This is a genomic window from Hahella sp. NS-SX17 (assembly GCF_057367735.1).
This window is the reverse complement of sequence record NZ_CM170632.1, coordinates 5,118,960-5,140,701: the sequence shown is the minus strand read 5'-3', so window position 1 is coordinate 5,140,701 and position 21,742 is coordinate 5,118,960. Positions and strand designations below refer to the sequence as shown.

Sequence of the window (21,742 nt, the reverse complement as noted above, 5' to 3'; positions counted from 1 at the left end):
CAGATACAGCAGAACCACGCGCTTATGGTATTTGGCGGCCATAGACGACTAAGACTGCTGAATTCACTGCTGATAATCGATACCATGCTATGACTTCGTTGAACGCGTCATAACCCAAGTTAATGCGGCGCGTCCTGATTCAGAGGAAGATACGGGCGTTATGGCTATCAAATTTAAAACTTCAACAATCACCAGCGGCGTGAAAGGCGCCGTGCAATCGTCCAGGGAAACGCTGTCCAACCTGATGTCATCAGTGGATGAGCAATACCAGCGTGTGAAGGAAAGCGTCGGTAAACTGCAGTTGTTTTCCTCAAACCAGACTGCGCCGTCCTTGTACGAGGACATGGATGAGAAACACTACTTTATAGTTCCTTTTCGTCTTGCTGAGCAGGGCTATGTACTGCATACCATGCGGGTGCTGCCGCCGGGCGTTCAGCCGCTTAACAGCCTTCCCAAAAAGCGCATTTTCCACGCGCCGTCGAACTGCTCCAGAGAAATGATTCAGCAGTTGATCGTAGAGCCAATGCTCGCGGAAGCGCCTCCACCAGATGACGGCAGCGCGTTTGGCCAATACCTGAAAGAAGTGGCGAACAATATCGACCGGGTAGAAAACAAAGTGACCGGCGGCCTGCTGCTGGTGGGGGGATTGGTTGCGATGATCAATCCAGTAACGGCGGTCGCCATTGCCGGACACGCCTTGTTGCCCACTTTGGCTAAATACGGGCTGAACAGCGCAGGCAAGAAACTCAATGCATTGAACGCCGAGAAAGAGGTTGAGCTGGCGCGGGAGAAATTATTAAAGGAATTCAGTGAAAGTGGGGTGGAGTATGTGGAGAACCCAATACTGACGGAGCTTGTCCTGGCGTTATCGACCTCGGCGGAAGAGCATGATCCGGCGACCTTTGATCTTCAGCAACACCACTTCAACAACCGCGACAACGCCAGGCTTATTCATTTGACATGCGCATGTATTTACGACGTTTACGCAGACCTGCTCAAGACCAGGCGCAAATGGCGCGACGCCGGGCTCGGTGCTGAAGACATTCAATGGATCAATCAATTGGGTCTGGAGGCGGACCACTATCGGTCCCTGATCAAGTCAAAGGGAATGCTTGACTGGAAAGCCTCCAGGCAGCGTTTGATGACGCGCTTGAGCGACATGGGACTCAACGAGACCAGAGCGTTAGTCGGGGAGATTGACCACCTTATCGATTATCTGCTGCCCTACATTAGCCGCCAGTCTGTCTTTCAGGATGACAAACACGACTTCCAGAAACTGGTGTTTTCCTGGTTGCCGGAATACATCAATTATTTCTTGAGCATGCCGACAGACAAACTGCTTGAAAAAGAGGGCGGCGCGGAATCACTGACGGACCGCTTCATCGCTGAGATGACGCTTCTGCAGGTCAAACTGAAAGAGATGTCCGCTTCTGTTTATCTCAACAAGTCGACATCAATGGTCGATTTGGGGGACTTCTTCAGATATAAGTTTGATCGCTCAGGCTCGATCGCCATGGATAACCAGAGAGAGCGCGGCTGAGAAAGCCGCGCTTATGCCATGGGAAATTAGATAATCCTGGAAAACCCCTGTTGCGTCTGTGTCCGGTAGCGGTCAAACACTTTGCAGACGCCTCGGATCAGCAGTCTTCCTGTTGGATTCACATGTAGTCCGTCGCGGGTGAAGGTGACCAGCCCGTCTTCCGCCATATCCTGCAAAATACTTAGTTCTCCCTGGAAATAGTGGGCGAAGTCGATATTGAACAGGGCTTCGATGCGGCGGTATTCAATTTTGAAGTTACAGATCAGTTCGACGATGACTTTGCGGCGGACGACGTCGTCATCATTCAACTGCACGCCTTTGATAATCGGAAGCCGGTTCTCGGTCATGGCCGTTTCGTAGCTTTCCTGGTCGTAGCAGTTCTGGTAGTAGCAACGATCCAGCATGCTGATGCTGGAGGCGCCCATGGCGATGAGGTCGCAGTCGCCATGAGTGGTGTAGCCCTGGAAGTTGCGATGTAGCTCCCCCTTCTCCTGAGCGATGGATAGCTCATCGCCGGGCTTGGCGAAGTGGTCCATGCCGATAAAACGATAGTCCGCTGCGATCAGTTGGTCGACGGATTGCTGCAGGATGGTCAGTTTATCCTCCGGGCGTGGCAGATCTTCATCGCGAATGCGACGTTGGGGCATAAAGCGCTGCGGCATATGCGCGTAATTGAACACCGAAAGTCGGTCTGGGGCGAAATCGATGATGGTGTCTACGGTCTTGCGGAATGAGTCTGGCGTTTGCAAAGGGAGTCCGTAGATCAGGTCGATGTTAATAGAACGAAAGCCCAGCTCTCGCGCCTTACGCAGCACATTCAAAGTCAGTTCTTCGCTTTGAATCCGGTTCACTGCTTTCTGGACGGCGGGATTGAAATCCTGCACGCCCAAGCTGATGCGATTAAAGCCAATTTCACGCAATGTGGTCAGCGTTTCGTCGTCGGCTTCCCGGGGATCGATTTCAATAGAATAGTCGCCCTGATCATTGTCCATAAAGCGAAAGTGCGTGCGCAGTTCATTCATCAGGTCCCGCATCTGCTGCGGCGCCAGAAAAGTGGGCGTGCCGCCGCCCCAATGCAGTTGCTCCACCAGACGGTCCGCGCCGAAAAGCTTGCTTTGCAGGGCGACTTCGCGATACAGCGCCTCAAGGTAGGGAATCGCTTTTTCTCGACGTTTGGTGATGATTTTGTTGCAGGCGCAGTAATAACAAAGGCGCGCGCAGAACGGGATATGCAGATACAGCGATAACGAGCGGTTTGCCGCCCGGCTGGCGGCGGCCGCTTCATCAACGGCGGTAATGGGGAAATCGTTCTGGAATTCGACGGCGGTGGGGTAGGAGGTGTATCGGGGGCCCTGCAGATCGTATTTGCGGATCAGGCTCTCATTCCAGTAAATATTTTTCACAACGGCGCTCGCACTTCTAGCAACAGATTGGAAGCGTCATTGTATATCCGAGATGGTCAGTCGGGTTTGATATGCATCAATGCCCAGAGTGTTCAGCGGGAGAGGGCGGAGCGGGAGAGCCGTGCTGGTGATTTCCCCCTTGTCCGGCGAAAAGGCCAGCAAAATGCACGGGCAATGTCCACAGGCCGAACAGGATGAGCAGCCCGCCAAACACGCGACGCACAGACAGGTTGCTCAGCCAGCGTCGCAAGTGATAAGTGAACAATCCCGCCGCCAGCATGCTGGGCAGGGTGCCCAGGCCGAAGCAGAACATAAGCAGCGCCGATAGCGAAGCGTCCGCGTTTGACATTGACCAGGCGAGGGCGCTGTAGACCAGACCGCAGGGCAGCCACCCCCAGAGCAACCCTAAAGCAAAGCTGATATGTGGCCCCTGGCGCTCGCCAAGCGATTTGCTAAGAGGCGAAATTCGGCTCCATAGCCTCCCTCCAAGGCGTTCGATATGGGTTAGGCCCATCCACCACTGACCGACGTAAAGCCCCATCAGAATGATCATAATGGCTGCTATCGTGCGCAGAATGATCAGTAGCGTCTCGTTCAACGCCAGCGCTTCCCCCAGAAACCCCGCCAGTAAGCCAATCAGCGCATAACTGCATAAGCGCCCGAAGTTGAATAGAAACAGCCAGGAGGTTTTGGGCGAGCCCTCGCCGCCGTTGGCGAAGGATTGCGCGCCCGCGATGCCTCCACACATGGCGATGCAGTGGCCGCTGCCGAACAGGCCGACCAGGAAGGCGTTAACGATCAGTAACAGCTCATGCATCGTGCTTGTGTGAAGCGTCCTCGGAGGACTGAGTGGAGGATTCCTGTTTGTCTTTCTTGTCTGCTTCGTTACCGGGAATCATCTTTTCATCGTCATCGAACAAGATGCTGTGCGCAGGACCTTCCAGGTCGTCGTACTGACCGGAGCGAACCGCCCAGCGAAATATAATGACGGCGACGGTAATGAGCGCGATGGAGAGAGGGATCAGGACGAACAGTATCTGCATAGCGAGGCCTTATGGCTTTTGAACGCCGGACAGTCTAAGAGCGTTGAGGACAACAATCAACGAGCTGACGGACATGCCGATTGCGGCGGCGTAAGGCGGCACATAGCCAGCGGCGGCCAGGGGCAGGGCGAGTAGATTGTAGCAGAGCGCCCAGGACAGGTTTTGGCGGATAATGCGGTACGTGCGCCGCGCTTTTTTGACAGCGAATGCGAATGTGCGCAAATCTCCGTTCAGGATAACTGCGTCTGCGCGGACCTGGGTCAGGTCTGTCGCATTATTCATCGCCACTGCCAGGTGCGCGCCAGCCATCACTGGCACGTCATTGACTCCATCGCCAACCATGACGACAGTCTCGCCTGCGCGTTGCCATTGCTTGACCCGTTCCAGTTTGCCTTCTGGCGAACAGGACTTTTCCATATCGCTCACGGCCAGTTCAGTGGCGACAGTCTCGACGGCGGCTGAGCTGTCGCCGGATAAAATGGCCGTACGCAGATTTTGCTCCTGTTGTAACTGGCGCAAGGCTTCTTTAGCAGAAGGGCGCAGGCTGTCGGTAAGGTAAAACAGCGCGAGGAGGTGTGTTGCGTCCGCCAGCGCCACGGTTTGATAGTTCTCCGGTGTGACGCCATGGGGGTGCGGCAACTTCTCGGTTGCGAATTTCAGGCTGCCAAGACGGTAGCTGAGCCCGTTGCGCATTCCTTCGACGCCTTGTCCGGTATAGTTGCGAATCTGCTCCGCCGGCTTGGGGGAATAATCATGGAAGGCTTTTGCGATAGGGTGTGGATTATCCCATTCCAGCGACCCGGCGATGGCGAGTAGTTCGGTGTCTGAATAGTCTGAGCGATTGTCAATTTTCACCAGACTCAACTCACCCTGTGTCAGTGTGCCGGTTTTATCGAACACGACGCGTGAAGCGCGGGCCAGCGTTTCCAGAACATGGCCGCGGGTGATGACCAGTCCTGATTGCCGTAATGCGGTGGTGGCGGTGGTAAGCGCGGTGGGGGTGGCCAGCGACAGTGCGCAGGGACAGGTGACGACCAGTACGGAGAGCGTAATGGCGAAAGCGTGATCCGGGTCTATGTCCCACCAGATAAAACCTACGATGGCGGCGGTCAGTAATACGCCAGCGACGAAATAGCTGGCGACTCGATCCGCCACCGCGCTGAGCTGCGGCCGCTCTTGTAAGGCTCTCTCCACCAGCCTGTTGATGGTGGAAAGGTGGGAATCCTGATCGAGGGCCGTGACGCGCACCACCAGAGAATTGTCAATATTGACGCTGCCGCTTAATACCGTGTCCCCGGCGCACCGGGATTGGGGCATGAACTCGCCGGTTAGCGCCGCCTCATTGACGGAGGACTCGCCTTGCACGATTTTTCCATCGACGGGGATCAGATCGCCCGCTTTAAACAAAATGTGGTCGCCGACGCGAACATCCCGTAAGGGAGTCAATTGCGCTGTCGTCAAGTCGAATGGACGTGTCTTGGTCTGGCCTGGCAGAAGGTCGACGAATTGCGGCGCCTTTTGCTTCAGGCGGGCGTTGGACTGAACGGCGGACATGCGCGCGCGACTTTCCAGGTAGCGGCCCAGCAGCAAAAAGAAGGTGAACATGCAGACGGAATCGAAGTACACCTCCGGTCCGCCACGGAAAGTGATCCAGACACTGGCGGCGAAGGCGCCCCCGATCGCCAGCGAAACAGGAACGTCCATGGTCAGATGTCGGAGCTTGAGGTCCCGTAATGCTGCGCTGAAGAATGGGCGCGCGGAGTACAGAATCACTGGCATCGCCACAATCAGGCTGATGAAGCGAAATAGGTCAATGTATTCCTGCGTATCCTGCAGCAGGCCGAAGTACATCGGCACCGCCAGCATCATGTTCTGCATCATGCCGATGCCGGCGATGCCCAGGCGCACCAGCATGGTCTTTTGTTCATCCGCAAGTCGCTTCTCTTCTTCCGTGGCGGAAAAAGGATAGCCGCGAAAGCCAATGGACTGCAGTTGCAATAGCACTTCGCTGAGCGGCGTGGCTTCTTGTTTCCAGGTCAGAGCGGCGCGGTGATTGCTCAGATTCACCCAGAACTCGTCAACCCCGGGCAACTTACGTACAAACTGCTCAATCAGCCAGACGCAAGCGGCGCAGGTAATACCTTCAAGCGACAAGGACAGGCTGCGTTTGCCTTCAGCGGTGGGCTGAGTAGCGATGGAAGACAGCACGTCGTCTCTGTCATACAGCGCATACTTGGAGCGGTCCAGAGAGGATATCGGTTCCGGCGCTTCCAGGCGCTGGTCCCGGAAGCGATAAAACTGTTGCAGCCCGTCGTTGTGAATGAGATTGGCGACTGCCTGGCAGCCGCGGCAACACACTGCATGTTCCTCACCACCCACGGTGACATTCAGGTTGAGGGAGGCGGGAACCGGGTTACTGCAGTGATAGCACTTTTCGGCTTCACTCATTCTCAGTCGGCACAGCCGGGCTCAGCGTGATTTTGGCGTCAGTGGGAAACCAGCTCTCGCCTTTCAGGCGCCAGGTTCCGTCTGCGTCGGACACTTGAATGTACCGTCGGCCTTCGATTGGGCTGGGCATAATGCCGTAATAGCCGTCTTCCTGCGCAAGGAGGGCGACTTTGTAGTCATGCTCCGCCAACGTGGGGTGAATGAACTGAATGTTCAGACGCTCCGCTTTCTTGATGGGAATCCCGGACGTCAACTCCAGCTTTATGCGACCCTCTTCATCAACGCGGGCCTGTGCGGATAGCCCATAGTTTTGCGCGATGCGGTCCTTGGCCAACTCCTGGTTGATCGCCAGACCGTCCTTGTAATAGTCGTCTTTGACCAGCGTGTCTTTGCCCTGCACAGCGAGGGTGACCATCAAAATACTGAACAAAACAGAAGAGGCGGGCAAGCCGATTAACAACCATACCCACTTTTCTTTATACCAAGGCAGACTAATACCAGCCGACATAGCAGAATCACTCATTAAAATTTAACCGGCGCAGGACCTAGAAAACGACTTTCGGAATCAATTTTTACGGAGGCGTCGTCGACAGCCTGCGCTTTAAACACGATATCATGATTACGTTCAGTCATCGCGTTGGGTTTGACCTCAACCGCCATAGGGATTGAACGTACTTCTGAAGGCTCTAACGTGAATTCGCTTTTACCGGAGATGCTGATCGTGTCTATGCCTTCTACGGTAATCACAAAGGTGCGCTCCTGGTCGGACATGTTCATCAACTGCAGGGTATAGGCGTTTTCAATGTAACCTTTAGCGTTGGTCTGGAACAACGCGCCTCGGTCACGAATGACATCCAGCTCAACAGGAAGGCGCGTCCCCAGTTTGACGGCGAAAGCTGACATCATGATAAGCAGCGCCAGACCATAACCAAGGGTGCGTGGTCGCAACAGTTTGGAGTCTTTGCCCTCCAGCTTCTGTTCTGTGGTGTAGCTGATCAGCCCTTTTGGGTACTCCATTTTTTCCATTACGGAATCACAGGCGTCAATACATAGAGCGCAACCGATGCACTCATACTGGAGGCCGTCCCGGATATCGATGCCGGTTGGGCATACCTGCACGCACATGCCGCAGTCCACGCAATCGCCGAGGCCGACTTCCTTCGGGTCCGCAGAGCGCTTGCGGCTTCCGCGAGGCTCGCCGCGGTTGGGGTCATAGGATACAACCAAGGTATCCCGGTCGAACATGACCGATTGAAAACGTGCGTACGGACACATGTACAGACAGACCTGTTCGCGCATCCAGCCCGCATTGATATAGGTAGCGAGGGTGAAGAAGGCAATCCAGAAATACGCCCAGCCGGAGCTGATATCAAAGGTGAAGAAATCAGGGACCAGCTCGCGGATAGGATAGAAGTACCCCACGAAAGTCAGACCGGTGGCGAAGGCTACCAACAACCAGGAAACGTGTTTAGCCGTCTTCTTCAGCGCCTTTTGTTTGTTCATGGCAGCCTGATCCAGCTTCATGCGCTGATTCCTGCTGCCTTCAATACGCTCTTCCAGCCACATGAATATGAACGTCCAGACAGTTTGCGGACAGGTATAGCCGCACCAGACCCGCCCGAACAGGGTGGTGATGAAGAAGAGCCCAAAGGCGCAAATGATCAGTAGCCAGGACAGGAGCACAAAGTCCTGCGGCCAGAAAATAGCGCCAAAGATATGGAACTTGCGGTTTGGCAAATCGAACAGCACCAGTTGCTGCCCGTCTACGCTGATCCAGCAGAACAGGAAGTACATTCCCATCAGGAACCAGAGAGAGAAGGAGCGGACTTTTTGGAAGACGCCGCTTATTTCCTTGACGTAAATCTTCTTGCGGGCTTCATAAAGTTCGACCGTTTTGACCTTTGCGGTGGAAGCGTCTTGCGGATCGATATTTTGGACTGGGATCTTAGTGCTCATGATGCTGTCCAAGGTTTAATCACTTTAGCTTTGTTCAAACGACAATTGAGCAAAGCTAAGGAGACTAAAACCGCCGGAGCCCCGCAATGCGGGCCCCGGCATCGAAGCGTCTAGCGATGAGATAAGGAGTAGATGTATGCGGCCAAGAGGTGAATGCGCTCTTTGCTCAATTGGTTTTCGAAAGCCGGCATGACGCCGCCCCGGCCGTTGCGCACGGTGGCTTCTACGATTGCCTGAGTGCCGCCATATAACCAGATGCCGTCAGTCAGGTTGGGCGCGCCCATGTCATGGCTCCCTTCACCACCTTCGCCATGGCAAATGACGCAGTTCGCAGCAAAGACTTCAGCGCCTTTAGTCGCCATTGCCGTATCCACATCTTCTTGACCGCTCAGGGAGCGAACATAGTGGGCGACTTGTTTAACGCCTTCGTCGCCAATCTCGTCTTTCCATGCGCGCATGGCTGAACCGTTGCGACCGCCAGTGATGGTCTCTTTGATCTTCTCTGGCGAGCCGCCGTACAGCCAGTCATTATCGGTCAGGTTGGGGAAGCCGGTAGCGCCATGTGCGGTGCTGCCATGGCAAACAGCGCAATTGTTGGCGAACAGACGCTGGCCGATTTTCATGGCGTTTTCATCCTTAGCCAGCTCTTCGATAGGCGTGGCCGCCAGCTTGGCGAAAATAGGGGCGTAAGTTTCTTCCGCCTTTTTCACTTCCTCTTCCCACTGGTTTACGGATGTCCAGCCAAAAAGGCCCTTGTAGCTGCCCAGACCAGGATAAACAACCAGATAAGCCAGCCCGAAGAAAATGGTTCCCATAAACAGAACCAGCCACCAGCGGGGCAGGGGATTGTCATACTCTTCGATGCCATCGAACGAGTGACCCATGGTCTGCTCGGTCTCGGTATCGAACTTCTGGCTTTTGCGGGTCACCCACAACAACCAGGCGCATCCAAATATTGATCCCAGGACGATAAAAGATATCCATCCGGTCCAGAAACTAGTCATGTTTTTTAGTCTCCGCTTCGCGTACTGACTTAGCGTCCGCTTCGTCATCTTCAAAGGGCAGGTTTGCAGCTTCGTCAAACGTCTTCTTCCGTTTGGAGCTGTAAGCCCATACCACTAGACCGATGAACGCCGCCATGATGAACAGGGTGGCTAACCCGCGGACAGTATTAATATCCATTGAACTTACCGTTTGATTGCTGTGCCCAGTTGCTGCAGGTAAGCAACCAGGGCTTCAATCTCATACTTGCCTTCAACCATTTCCGCTGCGCCGTCAATGTCCTCTTGGGTATAAGGTACGCCGACTTTGCTGAGAGCGTTCAGTTTGGCTGCAGTTTTTGACGGGTCCACCTTGTTGGTGAACAGCCATGGGAAGGCGGGCATGTTGGATTCTGGAACCACGTCGCGGGGATCATACAAGTGAGCCCGATGCCAGGCGTCGCTGTATTTTTCTCCCACGCGGGCCAGGTCTGGACCAGTACGCTTGGAGCCCCACAGGAATGGGTGCTCATAAACGGATTCACCGGCGACAGAGTAGTGGCCATAGCGCTCGGTTTCCGCACGGAACGGACGAATCATCTGTGTATGGCATACGGTGCAGCCTTCACGGATATAAATATCGCGTCCTTCCAACTGTAATGCGTTCAGCGGCTTGAGGCCTTTAACCGGTGTCGTCACTTCTTTGGTGAAGAACAATGGTACGACTTCTACGAGTACACCGAAGCTGATTGCAACCACAATCAGAGGGATCATCAAGCCAAGGTTTTTCTCGACGACTTCATGATTCATCGAATTCTCTCCCTCTCAGTTAAACAGCTTGTGGAACAGAGTCAGCTTGCGGCAGCGCATCTATCGCTTTGGCGTCGCGTTGTCTGACGGTTTTCCAGGTGTTGTACGCCATGACCAGCATACCGGTCAGGAATATGGCGCCGCCCAGGACGCGCACTTTGTAGCCAGGGTAGCTGGCGTTCAGCGCCTGTACGAAGCTGTAGGTCAGGGTGCCGTCTTCGTTAACTGCGCGCCACATCAGGCCTTGCATAATACCGTTGACCCACATCGCCGCGATGTACAGTACGGTGCCGATGGTCGCCAGCCAGAAGTGAACGTTGACCAGTTGCACGCTGTACATTTGTTTCAGGCCATACAGACGGGGGATCAGATGATAAAGCGCGCCAATGGAGATCATCGCCACCCAGCCCAAAGCGCCTGAGTGAACGTGGCCGATAGTCCAGTCAGTGTTGTGGGAAAGCGCGTTGACGGTCTTGATGGACATCATCGGGCCTTCGAACGTGGACATACCGTAGAAAGACAGAGAGACGACCAGGAAGCGCAGCACCGGATCAGTGCGCAGCTTATGCCATGCGCCGGACAGGGTCATCATGCCGTTAATCATGCCGCCCCAGGAGGGCGCCAGCAGGATCAGTGACATAACCATACCTGCGCTTTGCGCCCAGTCAGGCAGTGCGCTGTAGTGCAAGTGGTGCGCGCCGGCCCAGACATAGATGCTGATCAACGCCCAGAAGTGAACGATGGACAGGCGGTAAGAGTAAACAGGACGCTCCGCTTGTTTGGGAACGAAGTAGTACATAATGCCCAGGAAGCCGGCGGTCAGGAAGAATCCTACTGCGTTATGGCCCCACCACCATTGCACCATTGCGTCGATGGCGCCAGCGTATACAGAATAAGACTTCATGGCTGAAACAGGGATCGCCATGCTGTTGCCGATGTGCAGAATGGCGACAGTAATAATAAAAGCGCCGAAGAACCAGTTGGCGACGTATATATGCTTGCTTTTACGCTTGGCGACCGTGCCAAAGAAAACAATAGCGTAAGCCACCCAGACAACCGCGATCAGAATATCGATCGGCCATTCCAGCTCAGCGTATTCTTTGGACGTGGTGTAACCCAGAGGCAGCGTGATAGCGGCCAGTACGATAATCGCCTGCCAGCCCCAGAAGGTGAAGCTGGCCAGACCATTGGAAAACAGAGAAGCCTGACTGGTGCGTTGGACTACATAGTAGGAAGTGGCGAAAAGAGCACAGCCGCCGAATGCGAAGATAACGGCGTTAGTATGCAGAGGTCTCAGACGACCAAAGTGGAACCATGGATAGTGAGTGTTTAGCTCCGGCCAGACCAGCTGTGCTGCGATAAGCACGCCGACAGCCATGCCCACTATACCCCAAACAACCGTCATGATGGCGAACTGACGCACCACCTTGTAGTTGTAGGTTTCGTTAGCACTTACTGTATTCATTAGTGACTATTCCTACCCTGAGTTGATTAATACGGCGCAAACCTGCTGGCGAGTTCTTTATGCTTTTGCAATTTTGAGTTGTCGCCCAGTTCGAATGTCAGGCTTTCAGGATCCAGAAACCAGGGGCCTCTTTTTCCTCCCCCCTCGACAGCGGGCCGAAGCATAAGAGTTGCGCAATAGGGCTGTCAACTTAATATGCTTGGCCAAGTCATTATCTCCACATATTTTTTCCCCTGCTTGATATGCATCAAACGCGTTATAAACCGGAGGGCGGATGCGTTAGTTCAGAAGGGGGAGCGTCTGTCTTCGACTTTACTGCAAGGGAAGTCTCAGGGCATGTGAAGCAATGACCAAAGGACAGGAAATCCCTCTCACCCAATGCCTAAATAACTACTAGAAATAATAGATGATTTCTGGCTGATTTCTGGTCAATTTCATGTGGGGCGGCTCCTTCCTTTAATAAAGAAGGCAAGATCGTGATAATGACGGCCTTCGCGCAAAGATGAATATTTTGTCAGATCGCAGTTTTTATATTGATTTTTAGCTGGTGGAGGGCGCATGCGCTTTATGGTTGACGGCCCGGAACAGGCCCGGAAGGTTCTTTTATTCGCCCATGGCGCTGGCGCGCCGATGGACTCCGATTTCATGTCCTTTATCGCACAGGAGATTGGCGAAGGCGGCGTTAAAGTTGTGCGCTTTGAGTTTCCTTATATGCAAGAGCGTCGCGACACTGGAAAGAAGCGTCCGCCAGACCGTCAGGAGAAGTTGCTGAGTTGCTTTGCAGAGGCGCTGGGAAACTGTTCTCCTGATGCGGAGGTTTTTCTGGCGGGCAAATCCATGGGTGGACGCATGGCCAGTATGCTGGCGGCGGACCTGCCGAAAGGCGGCGAACGTGTGAAAGGATGGCTGGCGTTTGGTTATCCCTTTCACCCCCCAGGCAAACCGGAAAAGCTCAGGACGGAGCACTTGGCGAGTATTCAGCTTCCGGGATTGATACTGCAAGGTGAGCGCGACCCATTTGGCGGAAGTGCGGAAAGTATGGAGCAATACTTGGGGGAGCAGGGCGCCATCGAATGGCTTCCTGATGGCAATCATGATCTGGCCCCGCGCAAGGCCTCCGGTTTGAGCAAGGAGCAAAACTGGCGTACGGCGGCGCAGGCCGCGCTGACCTTTATGCTTCGCTGATTTGCCCAGGGCGACAGGATCAACGACAATAGCGGCCTTTACCCGGTCGCGCCTTGGCGTGTCGATGAATTGATGATTGGAAATGCCCGGATGTCGCAAAAGCACCCTTCTAGTTCCTCCCGAAAACGTACTTCTTTAAGCTCCGGTAAATATTCCGCCATCGGACTTCTCGCCTATTGCAGGCCCGGATTTGAAGCGGAATGCGCACAAGAGCTGCAGAATATTGCTTCACTGCAGTTTGTTTATGGCTACTCAAAAATAGACAAGGGATCAGGCGTCGTATTTTGGCGTTGCTCCCAGGGTAATGCGGTGGATGTATATAAAGAGATAAATGTGAGCCGCTGCATTTTTGCGCGGCAGGTATTTTGCGCGTTGCATGACCTCGAAATCGAAGACGCCACTGATCGGGTGTCGCCGGTTGTCGAGGCGCTGCGTGGCGGTGGCGTGTTCGGGTTCCTGCATATCGAAACGCCGCTGGAGGACGACGCGGGCTCTCTGCAGAAGCTGGCCAGAAAACTGACGGCGCCGATGAGCGCCGCCTTGCGTAATGCAGGGGTGCTGAGTAAAGCCAAATCTGAAGAGCTGCCTCAGCTACATCTGGTTTGTCTATCCGGCCAACACATCATCGCCGCTCTGGCGACCTATCCCAACAGCAGTCCTCTGCCTTTAGGCATACCTCGTTTACGATTTCGGGATGAAGCCCCGAGCCGTTCCGCATTGAAAATAGAGGAGGCGTTTCTGACCATGTTGACGCCGGCGGAGCGTGAGTTTGTATTGAAACGCGGTCAGCGGGGCGTGGATCTGGGCGCGGCGCCGGGCGGTTGGACCTGGTATATGGTGACCCAGGGCGTGAAGATGACGGCGGTTGATCATGGCGCGCTGCAGCAGGAGCTTTTGGAGGACCCGGCGGTGACCTATGTCAGTGACGACGGATACGTTTATAAGCCGCAGCGAAAAGTCGAATGGGTTGTATGCGACATCGTGGACAAACCAAAACGCACCCTGGAGCGAATGGCTGACTGGTTGTGTTACGACTGGACCACATACGCGCTGTTCAATCTGAAGTTGCCCATGAAGACGCGGATGGATGAGGTGGAAGCCTGTCTGCAACGGCTGCAGGAGCGCCTTCTCGGCGCTGACATAGAATCGGAAGTCCGCGTGAAGCAGTTATATCATGATCGCGAAGAAGTCACCGTGCTGGCGCTCACAGGGCACTTTTTGACCGCTTTCCAGAAGCACTGATCTTTTTCCGGTCGGACAGCTGGTAGTCGAGCTTATGGCGTCGCCCTCTGAGCTCGTTTGTTTGTGCTTAACTGAGCGGCCGTTTCAGGCGTGCTCCAGAATGGTGACTTTCTCCTCTCTATCCATCATTGGGATCAGCTCCGCCATTAATGCCTTGCGTTTTTCCGAAGACTGCCAGGACTGCCAGTCCTGCACAGAACGCCAGGTTGACCAGATCACTCGGTAATTGGGTTCGTTTGCGTTGCGCAGCGATTCGCCGGAGAGAAACCCGGGCGCCTGCACGGCCGCCTGCAGGATTTTTTTCGCCGTGTATTCGTAGTTGGTTTCCAGGGTTTTGGCGATGTGGCGTTCGATCAACACGCGGATCATGAGGCTCCCCTCCGGTTTTGTAGTATTTATTGGTATGAGTATAACAAGCAATGCCAAGCAATTGAGGCCCGTGCTGCGTTGAGGGTGTATAATCGCCGCCACGAAATGGAGAGGTTGCAATGAACGATAGCAAGAACGAAAGCGCAGAATACTCAATCGACAGTGTTATGGATGTGTGCGGCTTGTTTTGCCCGGAGCCGGTCATGATGTTGCATAACCGTATCAATGATGTGGAAGTGGGATGCGTTATCGAAGTATTAGCGACAGATCCCTCCACTCAGAGAGATATCCCCAAGTTCTGTCAGTTTCTGGGTCATGAATTACTGGCTGCAGGCGAGCGGGACAAGCAGTTTTTTTATCATATCCGTAAAGCTGGCGGCTGAAGCGTCAGTTTTTGGCGGTCGCAATCTCCGACTTTCTGGACCGACTATAGAAGAAGGTCAGTGCGCCAGCCAGGACAATCAGGCCGCTTCCGATCCAGAGCTCCAAGTACAGCTCTTCGCTCCAGATCAACCATCCCAGCAGGCCCGCAATTGGTAGCGATGCATAGCTGTACAGGCCTATTTTGCCCGGCGACGCCAGTGTATAGGCGTGGGTGGTTGATAGTTGGCCGACTGTCGCCAATATGGCGAATAGAAACAGCCAAACCAGGATGATCGGCTCCAGAGCACGCCAATACCAGAGCATGGGAATGCAGGACAGTATGCTGCTGAACAGGTTGAAGTAGAAAACGATGCGGACGCTGGGCTCGGTGGCGCCTAAGCGACCGATAACCACTTTGGCGCCAGCGGCGAATAAAGCTCCGCTTAATCCCGCGAGGATGGCGAGGCGCGCTGCGGCGGCAAGGCTGTCTGGTTGCAGAATAATGATAACGCCGAGGAATCCTAAACCCAGAGAAAGCGCCAAAATCGGCGTCGGGCGCTCTCGTAGCCAGGCCCAGGCGATGACTGGAATAAATAGCGGCAGCATCAGTTTCAGCATGGTGGCTTCCGCTAGGCGAATGGACGCGAAAGTGTAGATCAAACAGGAAAAAGCGGCGACGCCAAGGGCGGCGCGGAGAAAATGTAGCGGTAATCGCTGGGTCTTGAAAGCGCTACGCCCTGAGCGGAGCAGAAGAGGTGTAAGAAGCGCCAGACCGAAGAGGTTGCGGAAAAATACCATCTGCCAGACATGAGCGTCCAGGCTGATATGCTTCACTACCATGCCGGTAAGCACGAAAAAGCATTCGCCGAGAATGATGAACGCCACTCCCCGCAGAAAACGATCTTGCGGCATGCGCTGACAACCCCTGATGATGGATGATTGCGACGCCGCGAAGTTTATATGTCTTTAACGTGATTAAGAAGCGCGTTCTTGGAGATTTCGCCTAGGAAACGTTTGGACGCCAGTTCCGTTCCATTTGCGTCGAAAAACACAAACGCGGGAGGACCGAATATGCCGTAGCGTTTGAGTAGCGCTTGGTTGCCCTGATCATTGTCAGTGACGTCCGCTTTGATAAGGTGGAAGCGGCTAAGACCTGCTTGCACCTCCGGTAAAACAAAGGTTTCCCGCTCCATGATTTTGCAGCTGATGCACCAGTCTGCATAAAAGTCCACCATGACCGGCTTGCCATTCGCGGAGGCTTGGGCGACCTCCCGGTCGAGCTGCTCCGGCGAAGTGACTTTTACGAACGTCAACGCCTGCGCCGCCGGGCCGCCGGTTGCGGCCACGGCGGACTTGATGGCGTAAGGCGCAAGTGGGCGGAGTGGGTCGTTAGCGCCCGCCGCTGCGCCCAGCATCAGAGTGACGGCGTATACGAAAAACACCAGCCCCAATCCTTTGCTGAGTTTTTGCCAGCCGCTCCAACCGGACTCGACATTGGTGAAGGCGCCCATATAAACCGCTGAGACGCCGATCAATACCGCCCACAGAGTCAGGGTGGCTTCCGGCGGCAGAATACGCTCCAGCATCCAGATAGCCACGCCCAGCAGGGCGACGCCGAAGACATGTTTCACATGCTCCATCCAGGCGCCGGCGCGAGGCAATAGTTTGGTGCCGCCAGTGCCAAGAATGAGTAGCGGCAAACCGATGCCCAGGCTGAGTCCGAACAATGCGACGCCGCCTTCGAAAGCCGAGCCCAGGTAGGCGGCGTAACCCAACGCTGCGATCAAGGGGGCTGATACGCAAGGCGACACCACCAGTGCGGACAGCAACCCCATAATGAATACGCTAATGACTTCGCCGCCCTGTTGCTTGCTGTTCATACCGCTGAGCTTGTCACGTAAAAACGAAGGCATCTGCAGCTCATAGAAACCGAACATGGACAGGGAGAGCAACACGAACAAGCCGCTGAACGTGATCAATATCCAGGGCTTCTGTACTTGCGCCTGAATGTTGGCGTCCTGACCCAGTTCGCCGAAGTGGCCTGCGGCGGCGCCCAGCGCGGTATATACGGCGGCCATGCCCATGATGTAACTAAAGGACAAGATAAACGAGCGCAGCATAGTGACTTCTTTCTGTCCGACGATAATGCTCGACAGGATAGGCACCATGGGGAACACGCAGGGTGTGAACGCCAGACCTATGCCCACCGCCATCAGAATGAAAAAGCTGAAGAGCAGGCCTTGAGAAATCAGATAGTCTGTAATTGATGTGGAGGACGTGAAATCAACACTCTCTGAACTGGGTTGCGCAGCGGGTGCGATTGCGCTCGATGAGACAGATTGCGCGCTCGTAACGGCGTTGGGGTCGGCAGGCGCTTCAGCAGAAGTAGGGGAGGGGGGGCTTCCTGAGTCGTCGCCAATAAATAGTGCGGATACTGTTTGCGGCGGGTAACACAGGCCGGCTTCTGCGCAGCCTTGGTAACGGACTTTAAACTCAACCTCCGTCCCATCCGGCGCGGCCACCGGCACGCGAATGGTGAGGTCGTCATGATATACGAAGACTTTGCCGAAATAGGGGTCTTCTTTCTCTTCGCCGGGGGAAGAGTAAGCCCAGCGGCCTTGCGCCACGCCTTCCGCGTCTGTCGTCACCGACGTGCGGTCTTTGTAGAGGTAGTAGCCTTCTTCAATTTTCCAATGGAGAATCAACTCATCGCCTTCCACCGATGACGAGAACCGGTAGGCCTCTTCCACAGGCAGGAATTCCGGCTCGGCCAGAAAGCCGCTATTGTCGCCGAACAGGTTGCTTTCCGCTCTGACTGCTGCGCAGCAAAGCAGCGTCAGTATGAATAGGGCTCTGAGTATTAGGGGCATGTTTCTCGCTACAGGTGCTTAAAATTAAAAGTGGCGCTATCCAGCGCTCCTGTTACCCGGGCGTCCCTTTGGTTGCGCGGGCATGGACTGGTTCAATATGACAATTTACCGGGCCGGAGGTTCAAAAAACTTGAACTTCTCGTTGAAATTACAATTGATTACCTTATCCATAAAATCGATAATCGGCCATCATAATCCAAGGCCCCTGTCTGCGCGACTTTCTGCGGTTAAGTTAAACTATTTTTAAGAACCGCCTGAATAAGTCGCAGCGCCTATACTCTAAGTGCTTCGCACAGGCGATGGGGCTTCCATAAGACGGGCATGCCGTCCGGCTTGATTGTAGCGACATGGAGCTGTCACGCATCGGGGTTTTTTACGCGTTGTCGAGTTATTCCAGATTAGACTTCTCCATGCCGGCCGCTACGGCGCATGACTTGCAGCTTTTGTTCGACGGTTTGTTCCGTGAAACACTGAATACAGTGCTGGTGCGCGGACAAGGCGAACCTGTTTACTTGCCCGCTTCCGCGACAGGTGGATGTAATGAAATTCATTTTGCTCATGGCTTTGTGAATAGCGCATTGCATGAGATTTCCCACTGGTGTATCGCAGGCGAAACGCGTCGCCAACAGGCCGACTACGGGTATTGGTACGAGCCTGATGGCCGCAGCGCTCAACGTCAGGCGGAGTTTGAGCGGGTTGAAGTCAAGCCGCAGGCGTTGGAGTGGATTCTGGCGGAAGCCTGTGGCGTAAAGTTTTTTATCAGTTTCGACAATCTCGACGGTCAAGGCGCCGCCGGGGAAGAGGCCTTCAAGGCCGCCGTTCATGAACAGGCGCGACGCTATCTGCAAGAAGGGTTGCCGCCGCGCGCCCAGCAACTTCTGGACTGTTTTTTGGACACATACATAGGGCGGGAAAATTTCGGACTGTCTCTGTTTGCACTGGATAAACTATGAATGTTTGCGGAGATCCCGGAATAACCCGAATAAGCGGTGCGCGATGGAGCGTCTGCGGATAAGCTTCTCAATATCCCATTCACTGGGCCTGTCGCAAAGAGCGGGCGGTTGGCGAATGAGGCGTTGGCGGGCTTGTTTTAAACAATTAATTGCAAACATTGCAGGTCCTGTCGCCCATCGCATAAAGTATGGGGTTTGGACTACGTCGGTTTGCCGGGAATATCTTCAAAAATCATGACAGTTAGTGATCAAACGACGGATAACGCCGTCCTCTTTTCTTCTCTGAATCTACACCCAAAACTTGAGCAGGCTATTAGCGATCTGACATTTGAGCGCTGCACCCCCATTCAGGGCCAGACGCTGCCGCACACGCTGCAGGGCGTAGACCTGATCGGTCAGGCGCAGACTGGCACCGGTAAGACCGCCGCGTTCCTGATCACTATCCTGCAGCGTCTGGTCTCCAATCCCATTCCGACTGAAGAGCGCTTCTCCAGCGAACCGAGAGCCCTGGTGGTGGCGCCGACCCGTGAGTTGGCGTTGCAGATTGAGAAAGACGCCAGCGCCCTCGCCAAACATTTGAAACTGAATATTATTTCCGTCATTGGCGGCACCCAGCTGGATCGTCAGCGCAGAAAGCTGCGCGACGAAGCCGTGGATCTGTTGATCGCAACACCAGGCCGTTTGCTCGATCATCTCACCAGCGCCGACATTTATCTGGATCAGGTGGAAGTGCTGGTGCTGGACGAGGCGGATCGCATGCTGGACATGGGTTTTATTCCCGACGTTAAACGCATTGTCCGGGCTACGCCGAGAGAGAGGCAGACTCTGCTGTTCAGCGCGACCTTCAGTGAAGACATCAAGAATCTGGCGCGGCGTTGGACTGAAGAACCGGTGGAAGTCATGCTGGCGGTGGATCATCTTCCCGCCAAAACGGTGGACCAGCGCATCTATATGGTGGAAAGCAGCGCCAAGCGCAAGCTGCTGGTGAATCTGTTGAAGGACAGTGAAACTCGTCGCGTGATTGTTTTTTGTAACCGTCGTGACGAAACCAGAAGCCTGTCGGAGGCCTTGAATCGCCACTCCATCAAAAATGAGCTTATCTCTGGTGAATTACCCCAGCAAAAACGCTTAAAGACGCTGGAGCGCTTCCGTAAAGGCGACTTCCGCGTGCTGGTCGCCACCGATGTCGCGGGCCGTGGTCTGCATATTGATGGAGTGACTCACGTGGTCAATTACAATCTCCCCGACGACCCGGAAGATTACGTTCACCGTATCGGGCGCACCGGGCGCGCGGGCGCGACGGGCGTTTCCATCAGCTTCGCCTGTGAGGATGATTCCTTCCTGATTCCGGAACTGGAGAAATATCTGGGTCATGAGCTGGCTCTGATTCACCCGGATGATGATTTACTGCAGTAGCCGAGCATACCGACCAAGAGGAAAGGGAAGATGAAAATAGTTGCAGATGAGAATATTCCCCTACTGCAGCCGTTTTTCGGATCAATGGGAGAAATTCATACGCTTCCGGGGCGTGAAATCAGCAATGAGCACCTGCGTGATGCGGATGTGCTGCTGGTGCGTTCAGTGACCAGGGTGGACGAACGTCTGCTGGAAAACACCAGTGTGAAGTTTGTCGGCTCCGCCACTATTGGCTGTAATCATGTCGACATGGACTACCTCACTTCACGGGGAGTGGGGTTCAGTAATGCGCCGGGCTGTAACGCCAGCGCTGTGGTTGAGTATGTGGTGAGCTGTCTGTCCGTACTGAGCGAACAGTTGGGCTTCGATCTGGAAGACAAGACCGTGGGCATTATCGGGCGCGGTGAAATTGGCGGGCGACTTGAGCGCGCGCTGACCTTGCTGGGGCTTGAGGTGAAATCCAATGATCCCCCCAGAGAGGCCGCAGGAGAGCAGAATCTGTTTTCTCTGGAAGAGGTGTTGCAGTGCGACATCATTACCTTGCACACCCCATTGACGGATTCCGGTCCCTGTCCGACGCGGGGCTTGTTGAACTCGGCGATGATCGAGAATTTGCGTTCGGACCAGATTCTGATCAACACCTGTCGCGGCGAAGTGATTGACGAAGTCGCACTCAAGGGCCGGCTGCAGAGAGGGGACGGCCTGACCGTCGTGCTTGACGTCTGGAACAACGAGCCCGCCATTGACGTGGAGCTGGCGATGCTGTGCCACTTCGCTACGCCGCATATTGCGGGCTACACGCTGGATGGCCGCACGGCGGGAACAGAGATTATCTATCAACACCTGAGCCGCTATCTCGGCTTGCCAGTGCGGCATAAACTGGGACAGTTCTTGCCTGAGCCGCCTTTGCGTAGAATGGCTTTCTCTTCTGGAGTTGATCCGGATTGGGCGCTGCATACGGCCATTAGGGCAAGTTATGACGTGCGTCATGATGACAGCCAGCTAAAGCGTACATTGCGTTTGGACGCGCCATTGCGGGCTCAGGAGTTTGATCGTTTGCGCAGAGAGTATCGCGTGCGCAGAGGGTTTGATCGGATCAAGATTGAACTCAAGGGCGGCAAAGCGGATCTCCTGGCCACCCTGAGCGCGGTTGGGTTTAATCTTAGCTCGAAATAGCTCAGCCCTTTTGCCGCTGGCCCATGCTCATGTGCTGGCGGCTCCACGGATTCCAATCATCTTCCATGGCTTTCAACGCCTGCTGAATCATCGCTTCAGTAATAGGGATTTCCTCACCGCTCTCCAAAATGATGGCGGCGCCGTTCATACGCTCGTCGTCGCCGGTTTCGCTTGCCGATTTCCGCCAATTGTTCGCTTGCATTTGCCCGGACCTCCAGAGTTTGCATCAGCCTAAACTTGTCTCATGACGATCCTGTGACACGAGATAGACGTCTGTTTTTAGGTCTGCTCCGTCCATTGCAGACGCCTTCATCTCTAAAGCTAGCCCATGGTGTCGGGTGGAGCCATCATCCTTCGAAAGGCGTTCCCAAGGCATTATGTGTCGAAAATGCGAAAAAGCTCGAAAAGTGGACGATAATATATTGAAAGGCCGATCAACCTGGATAGGCGATTATTTGTGAATCATTGCAAAAAAATACGCATTTGGGCTCACAAGCAGCGTCAGGCGGTCGATACTAAACTG

21 protein-coding genes are annotated in these 21,742 nt (G+C 54.6%); 7 read left to right on the top strand and 14 right to left on the bottom strand.

Annotation, left to right across the window (positions count from 1 at the left end; translation table 11 throughout):
* Nucleotides 1-160: 160 nt before the first annotated feature.
* On the top strand, nucleotides 161-1,540 hold the full coding sequence (locus tag AC2IBB_RS22870) for a hypothetical protein (protein WP_486329047.1): 1,380 nt from the start codon (nucleotides 161-163) through the stop codon (nucleotides 1,538-1,540).
* 26 nt (nucleotides 1,541-1,566) lie between these two features.
* Here the strand turns inward: AC2IBB_RS22870 and hemN are convergent, their stop codons facing one another.
* The 10 genes from hemN to ccoN all read right to left on the bottom strand — a co-directional run bounded on the left by hemN (nucleotide 1,567) and on the right by ccoN (nucleotide 11,645).
* Nucleotides 1,567-2,943: an oxygen-independent coproporphyrinogen III oxidase gene (gene hemN, locus AC2IBB_RS22865; RefSeq protein WP_486329046.1), complete on the bottom strand. Its 1,377-nt coding sequence runs from the start codon at nucleotides 2,941-2,943 to the stop codon at nucleotides 1,567-1,569.
* 76 nt (nucleotides 2,944-3,019) lie between these two features.
* Nucleotides 3,020-3,760: a sulfite exporter TauE/SafE family protein gene (locus AC2IBB_RS22860; protein ID WP_486329045.1), complete on the bottom strand. Its 741-nt coding sequence runs from the start codon at nucleotides 3,758-3,760 to the stop codon at nucleotides 3,020-3,022.
* Nucleotides 3,753-3,986 (bottom strand): cbb3-type cytochrome oxidase assembly protein CcoS, encoded by a 234-nt coding sequence (ccoS, locus tag AC2IBB_RS22855; RefSeq protein ID WP_486329044.1) that lies wholly within the window; start codon nucleotides 3,984-3,986, stop codon nucleotides 3,753-3,755. Before ccoS ends, AC2IBB_RS22860 begins: the two co-directional genes overlap by 8 nt.
* Before the next feature lie 9 nt (nucleotides 3,987-3,995).
* Nucleotides 3,996-6,434 carry a heavy metal translocating P-type ATPase gene (locus AC2IBB_RS22850; protein WP_486329043.1) on the bottom strand — a complete coding sequence of 813 codons (2,439 nt, stop codon included), beginning with the start codon at nucleotides 6,432-6,434 and terminating at the stop codon, nucleotides 3,996-3,998.
* Entirely contained in the window at nucleotides 6,427-6,942 is a 516-nt protein-coding gene (locus AC2IBB_RS22845; protein WP_486329042.1) for a FixH family protein, read from the bottom strand. Before AC2IBB_RS22845 ends, AC2IBB_RS22850 begins: the two co-directional genes overlap by 8 nt.
* Before the next feature lie 14 nt (nucleotides 6,943-6,956).
* Nucleotides 6,957-8,390, bottom strand: coding sequence for a cytochrome c oxidase accessory protein CcoG (gene ccoG, locus AC2IBB_RS22840; RefSeq protein WP_486329041.1), 1,434 nt, complete (start codon nucleotides 8,388-8,390; stop codon nucleotides 6,957-6,959).
* A gap of 110 nt (nucleotides 8,391-8,500) precedes the next feature.
* Nucleotides 8,501-9,394 carry a cytochrome-c oxidase, cbb3-type subunit III gene (ccoP, locus tag AC2IBB_RS22835; protein WP_486329040.1) on the bottom strand — a complete coding sequence of 298 codons (894 nt, stop codon included), beginning with the start codon at nucleotides 9,392-9,394 and terminating at the stop codon, nucleotides 8,501-8,503.
* Nucleotides 9,387-9,572, bottom strand: a complete 186-nt coding sequence (locus tag AC2IBB_RS22830) for a cbb3-type cytochrome oxidase subunit 3 (RefSeq protein ID WP_486329039.1) — start codon at nucleotides 9,570-9,572, stop codon at nucleotides 9,387-9,389. Before AC2IBB_RS22830 ends, ccoP begins: the two co-directional genes overlap by 8 nt.
* 5 nt (nucleotides 9,573-9,577) lie before the next feature.
* The gene (gene ccoO, locus AC2IBB_RS22825; RefSeq protein WP_486329038.1) at nucleotides 9,578-10,180 is read right to left on the bottom strand and encodes a cytochrome-c oxidase, cbb3-type subunit II; all 603 of its coding nucleotides are present in this window, start codon (nucleotides 10,178-10,180) and stop codon (nucleotides 9,578-9,580) included.
* Between the two features lie 19 nt (nucleotides 10,181-10,199).
* Nucleotides 10,200-11,645: a cytochrome-c oxidase, cbb3-type subunit I gene (gene ccoN, locus AC2IBB_RS22820; RefSeq protein WP_486329037.1), complete on the bottom strand. Its 1,446-nt coding sequence runs from the start codon at nucleotides 11,643-11,645 to the stop codon at nucleotides 10,200-10,202.
* Between the two features lie 558 nt (nucleotides 11,646-12,203).
* Here ccoN and AC2IBB_RS22815 point away from each other — a divergent pair.
* Together AC2IBB_RS22815 and rlmM are read left to right on the top strand one after the other, a co-directional pair.
* Nucleotides 12,204-12,830 carry an alpha/beta family hydrolase gene (locus tag AC2IBB_RS22815; RefSeq protein WP_486329036.1) on the top strand — a complete coding sequence of 209 codons (627 nt, stop codon included), beginning with the start codon at nucleotides 12,204-12,206 and terminating at the stop codon, nucleotides 12,828-12,830.
* Between the two features lie 90 nt (nucleotides 12,831-12,920).
* Complete coding sequence (gene rlmM / locus AC2IBB_RS22810; RefSeq protein ID WP_486329035.1) at nucleotides 12,921-14,072, top strand: 23S rRNA (cytidine(2498)-2'-O)-methyltransferase RlmM; 1,152 nt, start codon at nucleotides 12,921-12,923, stop codon at nucleotides 14,070-14,072.
* Nucleotides 14,073-14,156: 84 nt separating this feature from the next.
* Here the strand turns inward: rlmM and AC2IBB_RS22805 are convergent, their stop codons facing one another.
* Nucleotides 14,157-14,441, bottom strand: a complete 285-nt coding sequence (locus AC2IBB_RS22805) for an antibiotic biosynthesis monooxygenase family protein (RefSeq protein ID WP_486329034.1) — start codon at nucleotides 14,439-14,441, stop codon at nucleotides 14,157-14,159.
* Nucleotides 14,442-14,560: 119 nt separating this feature from the next.
* Between AC2IBB_RS22805 and tusA the strand changes: the two genes are divergently transcribed.
* Nucleotides 14,561-14,824 (top strand): sulfurtransferase TusA, encoded by a 264-nt coding sequence (tusA, locus tag AC2IBB_RS22800; protein WP_486329033.1) that lies wholly within the window; start codon nucleotides 14,561-14,563, stop codon nucleotides 14,822-14,824.
* Between the two features lie 4 nt (nucleotides 14,825-14,828).
* On the opposite strand, the gene AC2IBB_RS22795 is transcribed toward tusA, so the two are convergent.
* The gene (locus AC2IBB_RS22795) at nucleotides 14,829-15,716 is read right to left on the bottom strand and encodes a DMT family transporter (RefSeq protein ID WP_486329032.1); all 888 of its coding nucleotides are present in this window, start codon (nucleotides 15,714-15,716) and stop codon (nucleotides 14,829-14,831) included.
* A 44-nt stretch (nucleotides 15,717-15,760) separates the two neighbouring features.
* Nucleotides 15,761-17,674, bottom strand: a complete 1,914-nt coding sequence (dsbD, locus tag AC2IBB_RS22790; protein WP_486329031.1) for a protein-disulfide reductase DsbD — start codon at nucleotides 17,672-17,674, stop codon at nucleotides 15,761-15,763.
* Nucleotides 17,675-18,084: 410 nt separating this feature from the next.
* Between dsbD and AC2IBB_RS22785 the strand changes: the two genes are divergently transcribed.
* From AC2IBB_RS22785 to pdxB, 3 genes are all read left to right on the top strand, one after another.
* On the top strand, nucleotides 18,085-18,627 hold the full coding sequence (locus AC2IBB_RS22785) for an elongation factor P hydroxylase (RefSeq protein WP_486329030.1): 543 nt from the start codon (nucleotides 18,085-18,087) through the stop codon (nucleotides 18,625-18,627).
* A 234-nt stretch (nucleotides 18,628-18,861) separates the two neighbouring features.
* Nucleotides 18,862-20,043, top strand: coding sequence for a DEAD/DEAH box helicase (locus tag AC2IBB_RS22780; protein WP_486329029.1), 1,182 nt, complete (start codon nucleotides 18,862-18,864; stop codon nucleotides 20,041-20,043).
* 30 nt (nucleotides 20,044-20,073) lie between these two features.
* Complete coding sequence (gene pdxB / locus AC2IBB_RS22775; RefSeq protein WP_486329028.1) at nucleotides 20,074-21,219, top strand: 4-phosphoerythronate dehydrogenase PdxB; 1,146 nt, start codon at nucleotides 20,074-20,076, stop codon at nucleotides 21,217-21,219.
* 1 nt (nucleotide 21,220) lies between these two features.
* On the opposite strand, the gene AC2IBB_RS22770 is transcribed toward pdxB, so the two are convergent.
* Nucleotides 21,221-21,421, bottom strand: a complete 201-nt coding sequence (locus AC2IBB_RS22770) for a PA1571 family protein (protein ID WP_486329027.1) — start codon at nucleotides 21,419-21,421, stop codon at nucleotides 21,221-21,223.
* Between the last annotated feature and the right edge of the window lie 321 nt (nucleotides 21,422-21,742).

Coding starts and splice junctions, on each gene's coding strand:
- AC2IBB_RS22870 (WP_486329047.1), top strand. CDS start 161: ATGGCTATCAAATTTAAAACTTCAACAATCACCAGCGGCGTGAAAGGC.
- AC2IBB_RS22860 (WP_486329045.1), bottom strand. CDS start 3,760: ATGCATGAGCTGTTACTGATCGTTAACGCCTTCCTGGTCGGCCTGTTC.
- ccoS (WP_486329044.1), bottom strand. CDS start 3,986: ATGCAGATACTGTTCGTCCTGATCCCTCTCTCCATCGCGCTCATTACC.
- AC2IBB_RS22850 (WP_486329043.1), bottom strand. CDS start 6,434: ATGAGTGAAGCCGAAAAGTGCTATCACTGCAGTAACCCGGTTCCCGCC.
- AC2IBB_RS22845 (WP_486329042.1), bottom strand. CDS start 6,942: ATGTCGGCTGGTATTAGTCTGCCTTGGTATAAAGAAAAGTGGGTATGG.
- ccoG (WP_486329041.1), bottom strand. CDS start 8,390: ATGAGCACTAAGATCCCAGTCCAAAATATCGATCCGCAAGACGCTTCC.
- ccoP (WP_486329040.1), bottom strand. CDS start 9,394: ATGACTAGTTTCTGGACCGGATGGATATCTTTTATCGTCCTGGGATCA.
- AC2IBB_RS22830 (WP_486329039.1), bottom strand. CDS start 9,572: ATGGATATTAATACTGTCCGCGGGTTAGCCACCCTGTTCATCATGGCG.
- ccoO (WP_486329038.1), bottom strand. CDS start 10,180: ATGAATCATGAAGTCGTCGAGAAAAACCTTGGCTTGATGATCCCTCTG.
- ccoN (WP_486329037.1), bottom strand. CDS start 11,645: ATGAATACAGTAAGTGCTAACGAAACCTACAACTACAAGGTGGTGCGT.
- AC2IBB_RS22815 (WP_486329036.1), top strand. CDS start 12,204: ATGCGCTTTATGGTTGACGGCCCGGAACAGGCCCGGAAGGTTCTTTTA.
- rlmM (WP_486329035.1), top strand. CDS start 12,921: ATGTCGCAAAAGCACCCTTCTAGTTCCTCCCGAAAACGTACTTCTTTA.
- AC2IBB_RS22805 (WP_486329034.1), bottom strand. CDS start 14,441: ATGATCCGCGTGTTGATCGAACGCCACATCGCCAAAACCCTGGAAACC.
- tusA (WP_486329033.1), top strand. CDS start 14,561: ATGAACGATAGCAAGAACGAAAGCGCAGAATACTCAATCGACAGTGTT.
- AC2IBB_RS22795 (WP_486329032.1), bottom strand. CDS start 15,716: ATGCCGCAAGATCGTTTTCTGCGGGGAGTGGCGTTCATCATTCTCGGC.
- dsbD (WP_486329031.1), bottom strand. CDS start 17,674: ATGCCCCTAATACTCAGAGCCCTATTCATACTGACGCTGCTTTGCTGC.
- AC2IBB_RS22785 (WP_486329030.1), top strand. CDS start 18,085: ATGCCGGCCGCTACGGCGCATGACTTGCAGCTTTTGTTCGACGGTTTG.
- AC2IBB_RS22780 (WP_486329029.1), top strand. CDS start 18,862: ATGACAGTTAGTGATCAAACGACGGATAACGCCGTCCTCTTTTCTTCT.
- pdxB (WP_486329028.1), top strand. CDS start 20,074: ATGAAAATAGTTGCAGATGAGAATATTCCCCTACTGCAGCCGTTTTTC.
- AC2IBB_RS22770 (WP_486329027.1), bottom strand. CDS start 21,421: ATGCAAGCGAACAATTGGCGGAAATCGGCAAGCGAAACCGGCGACGAC.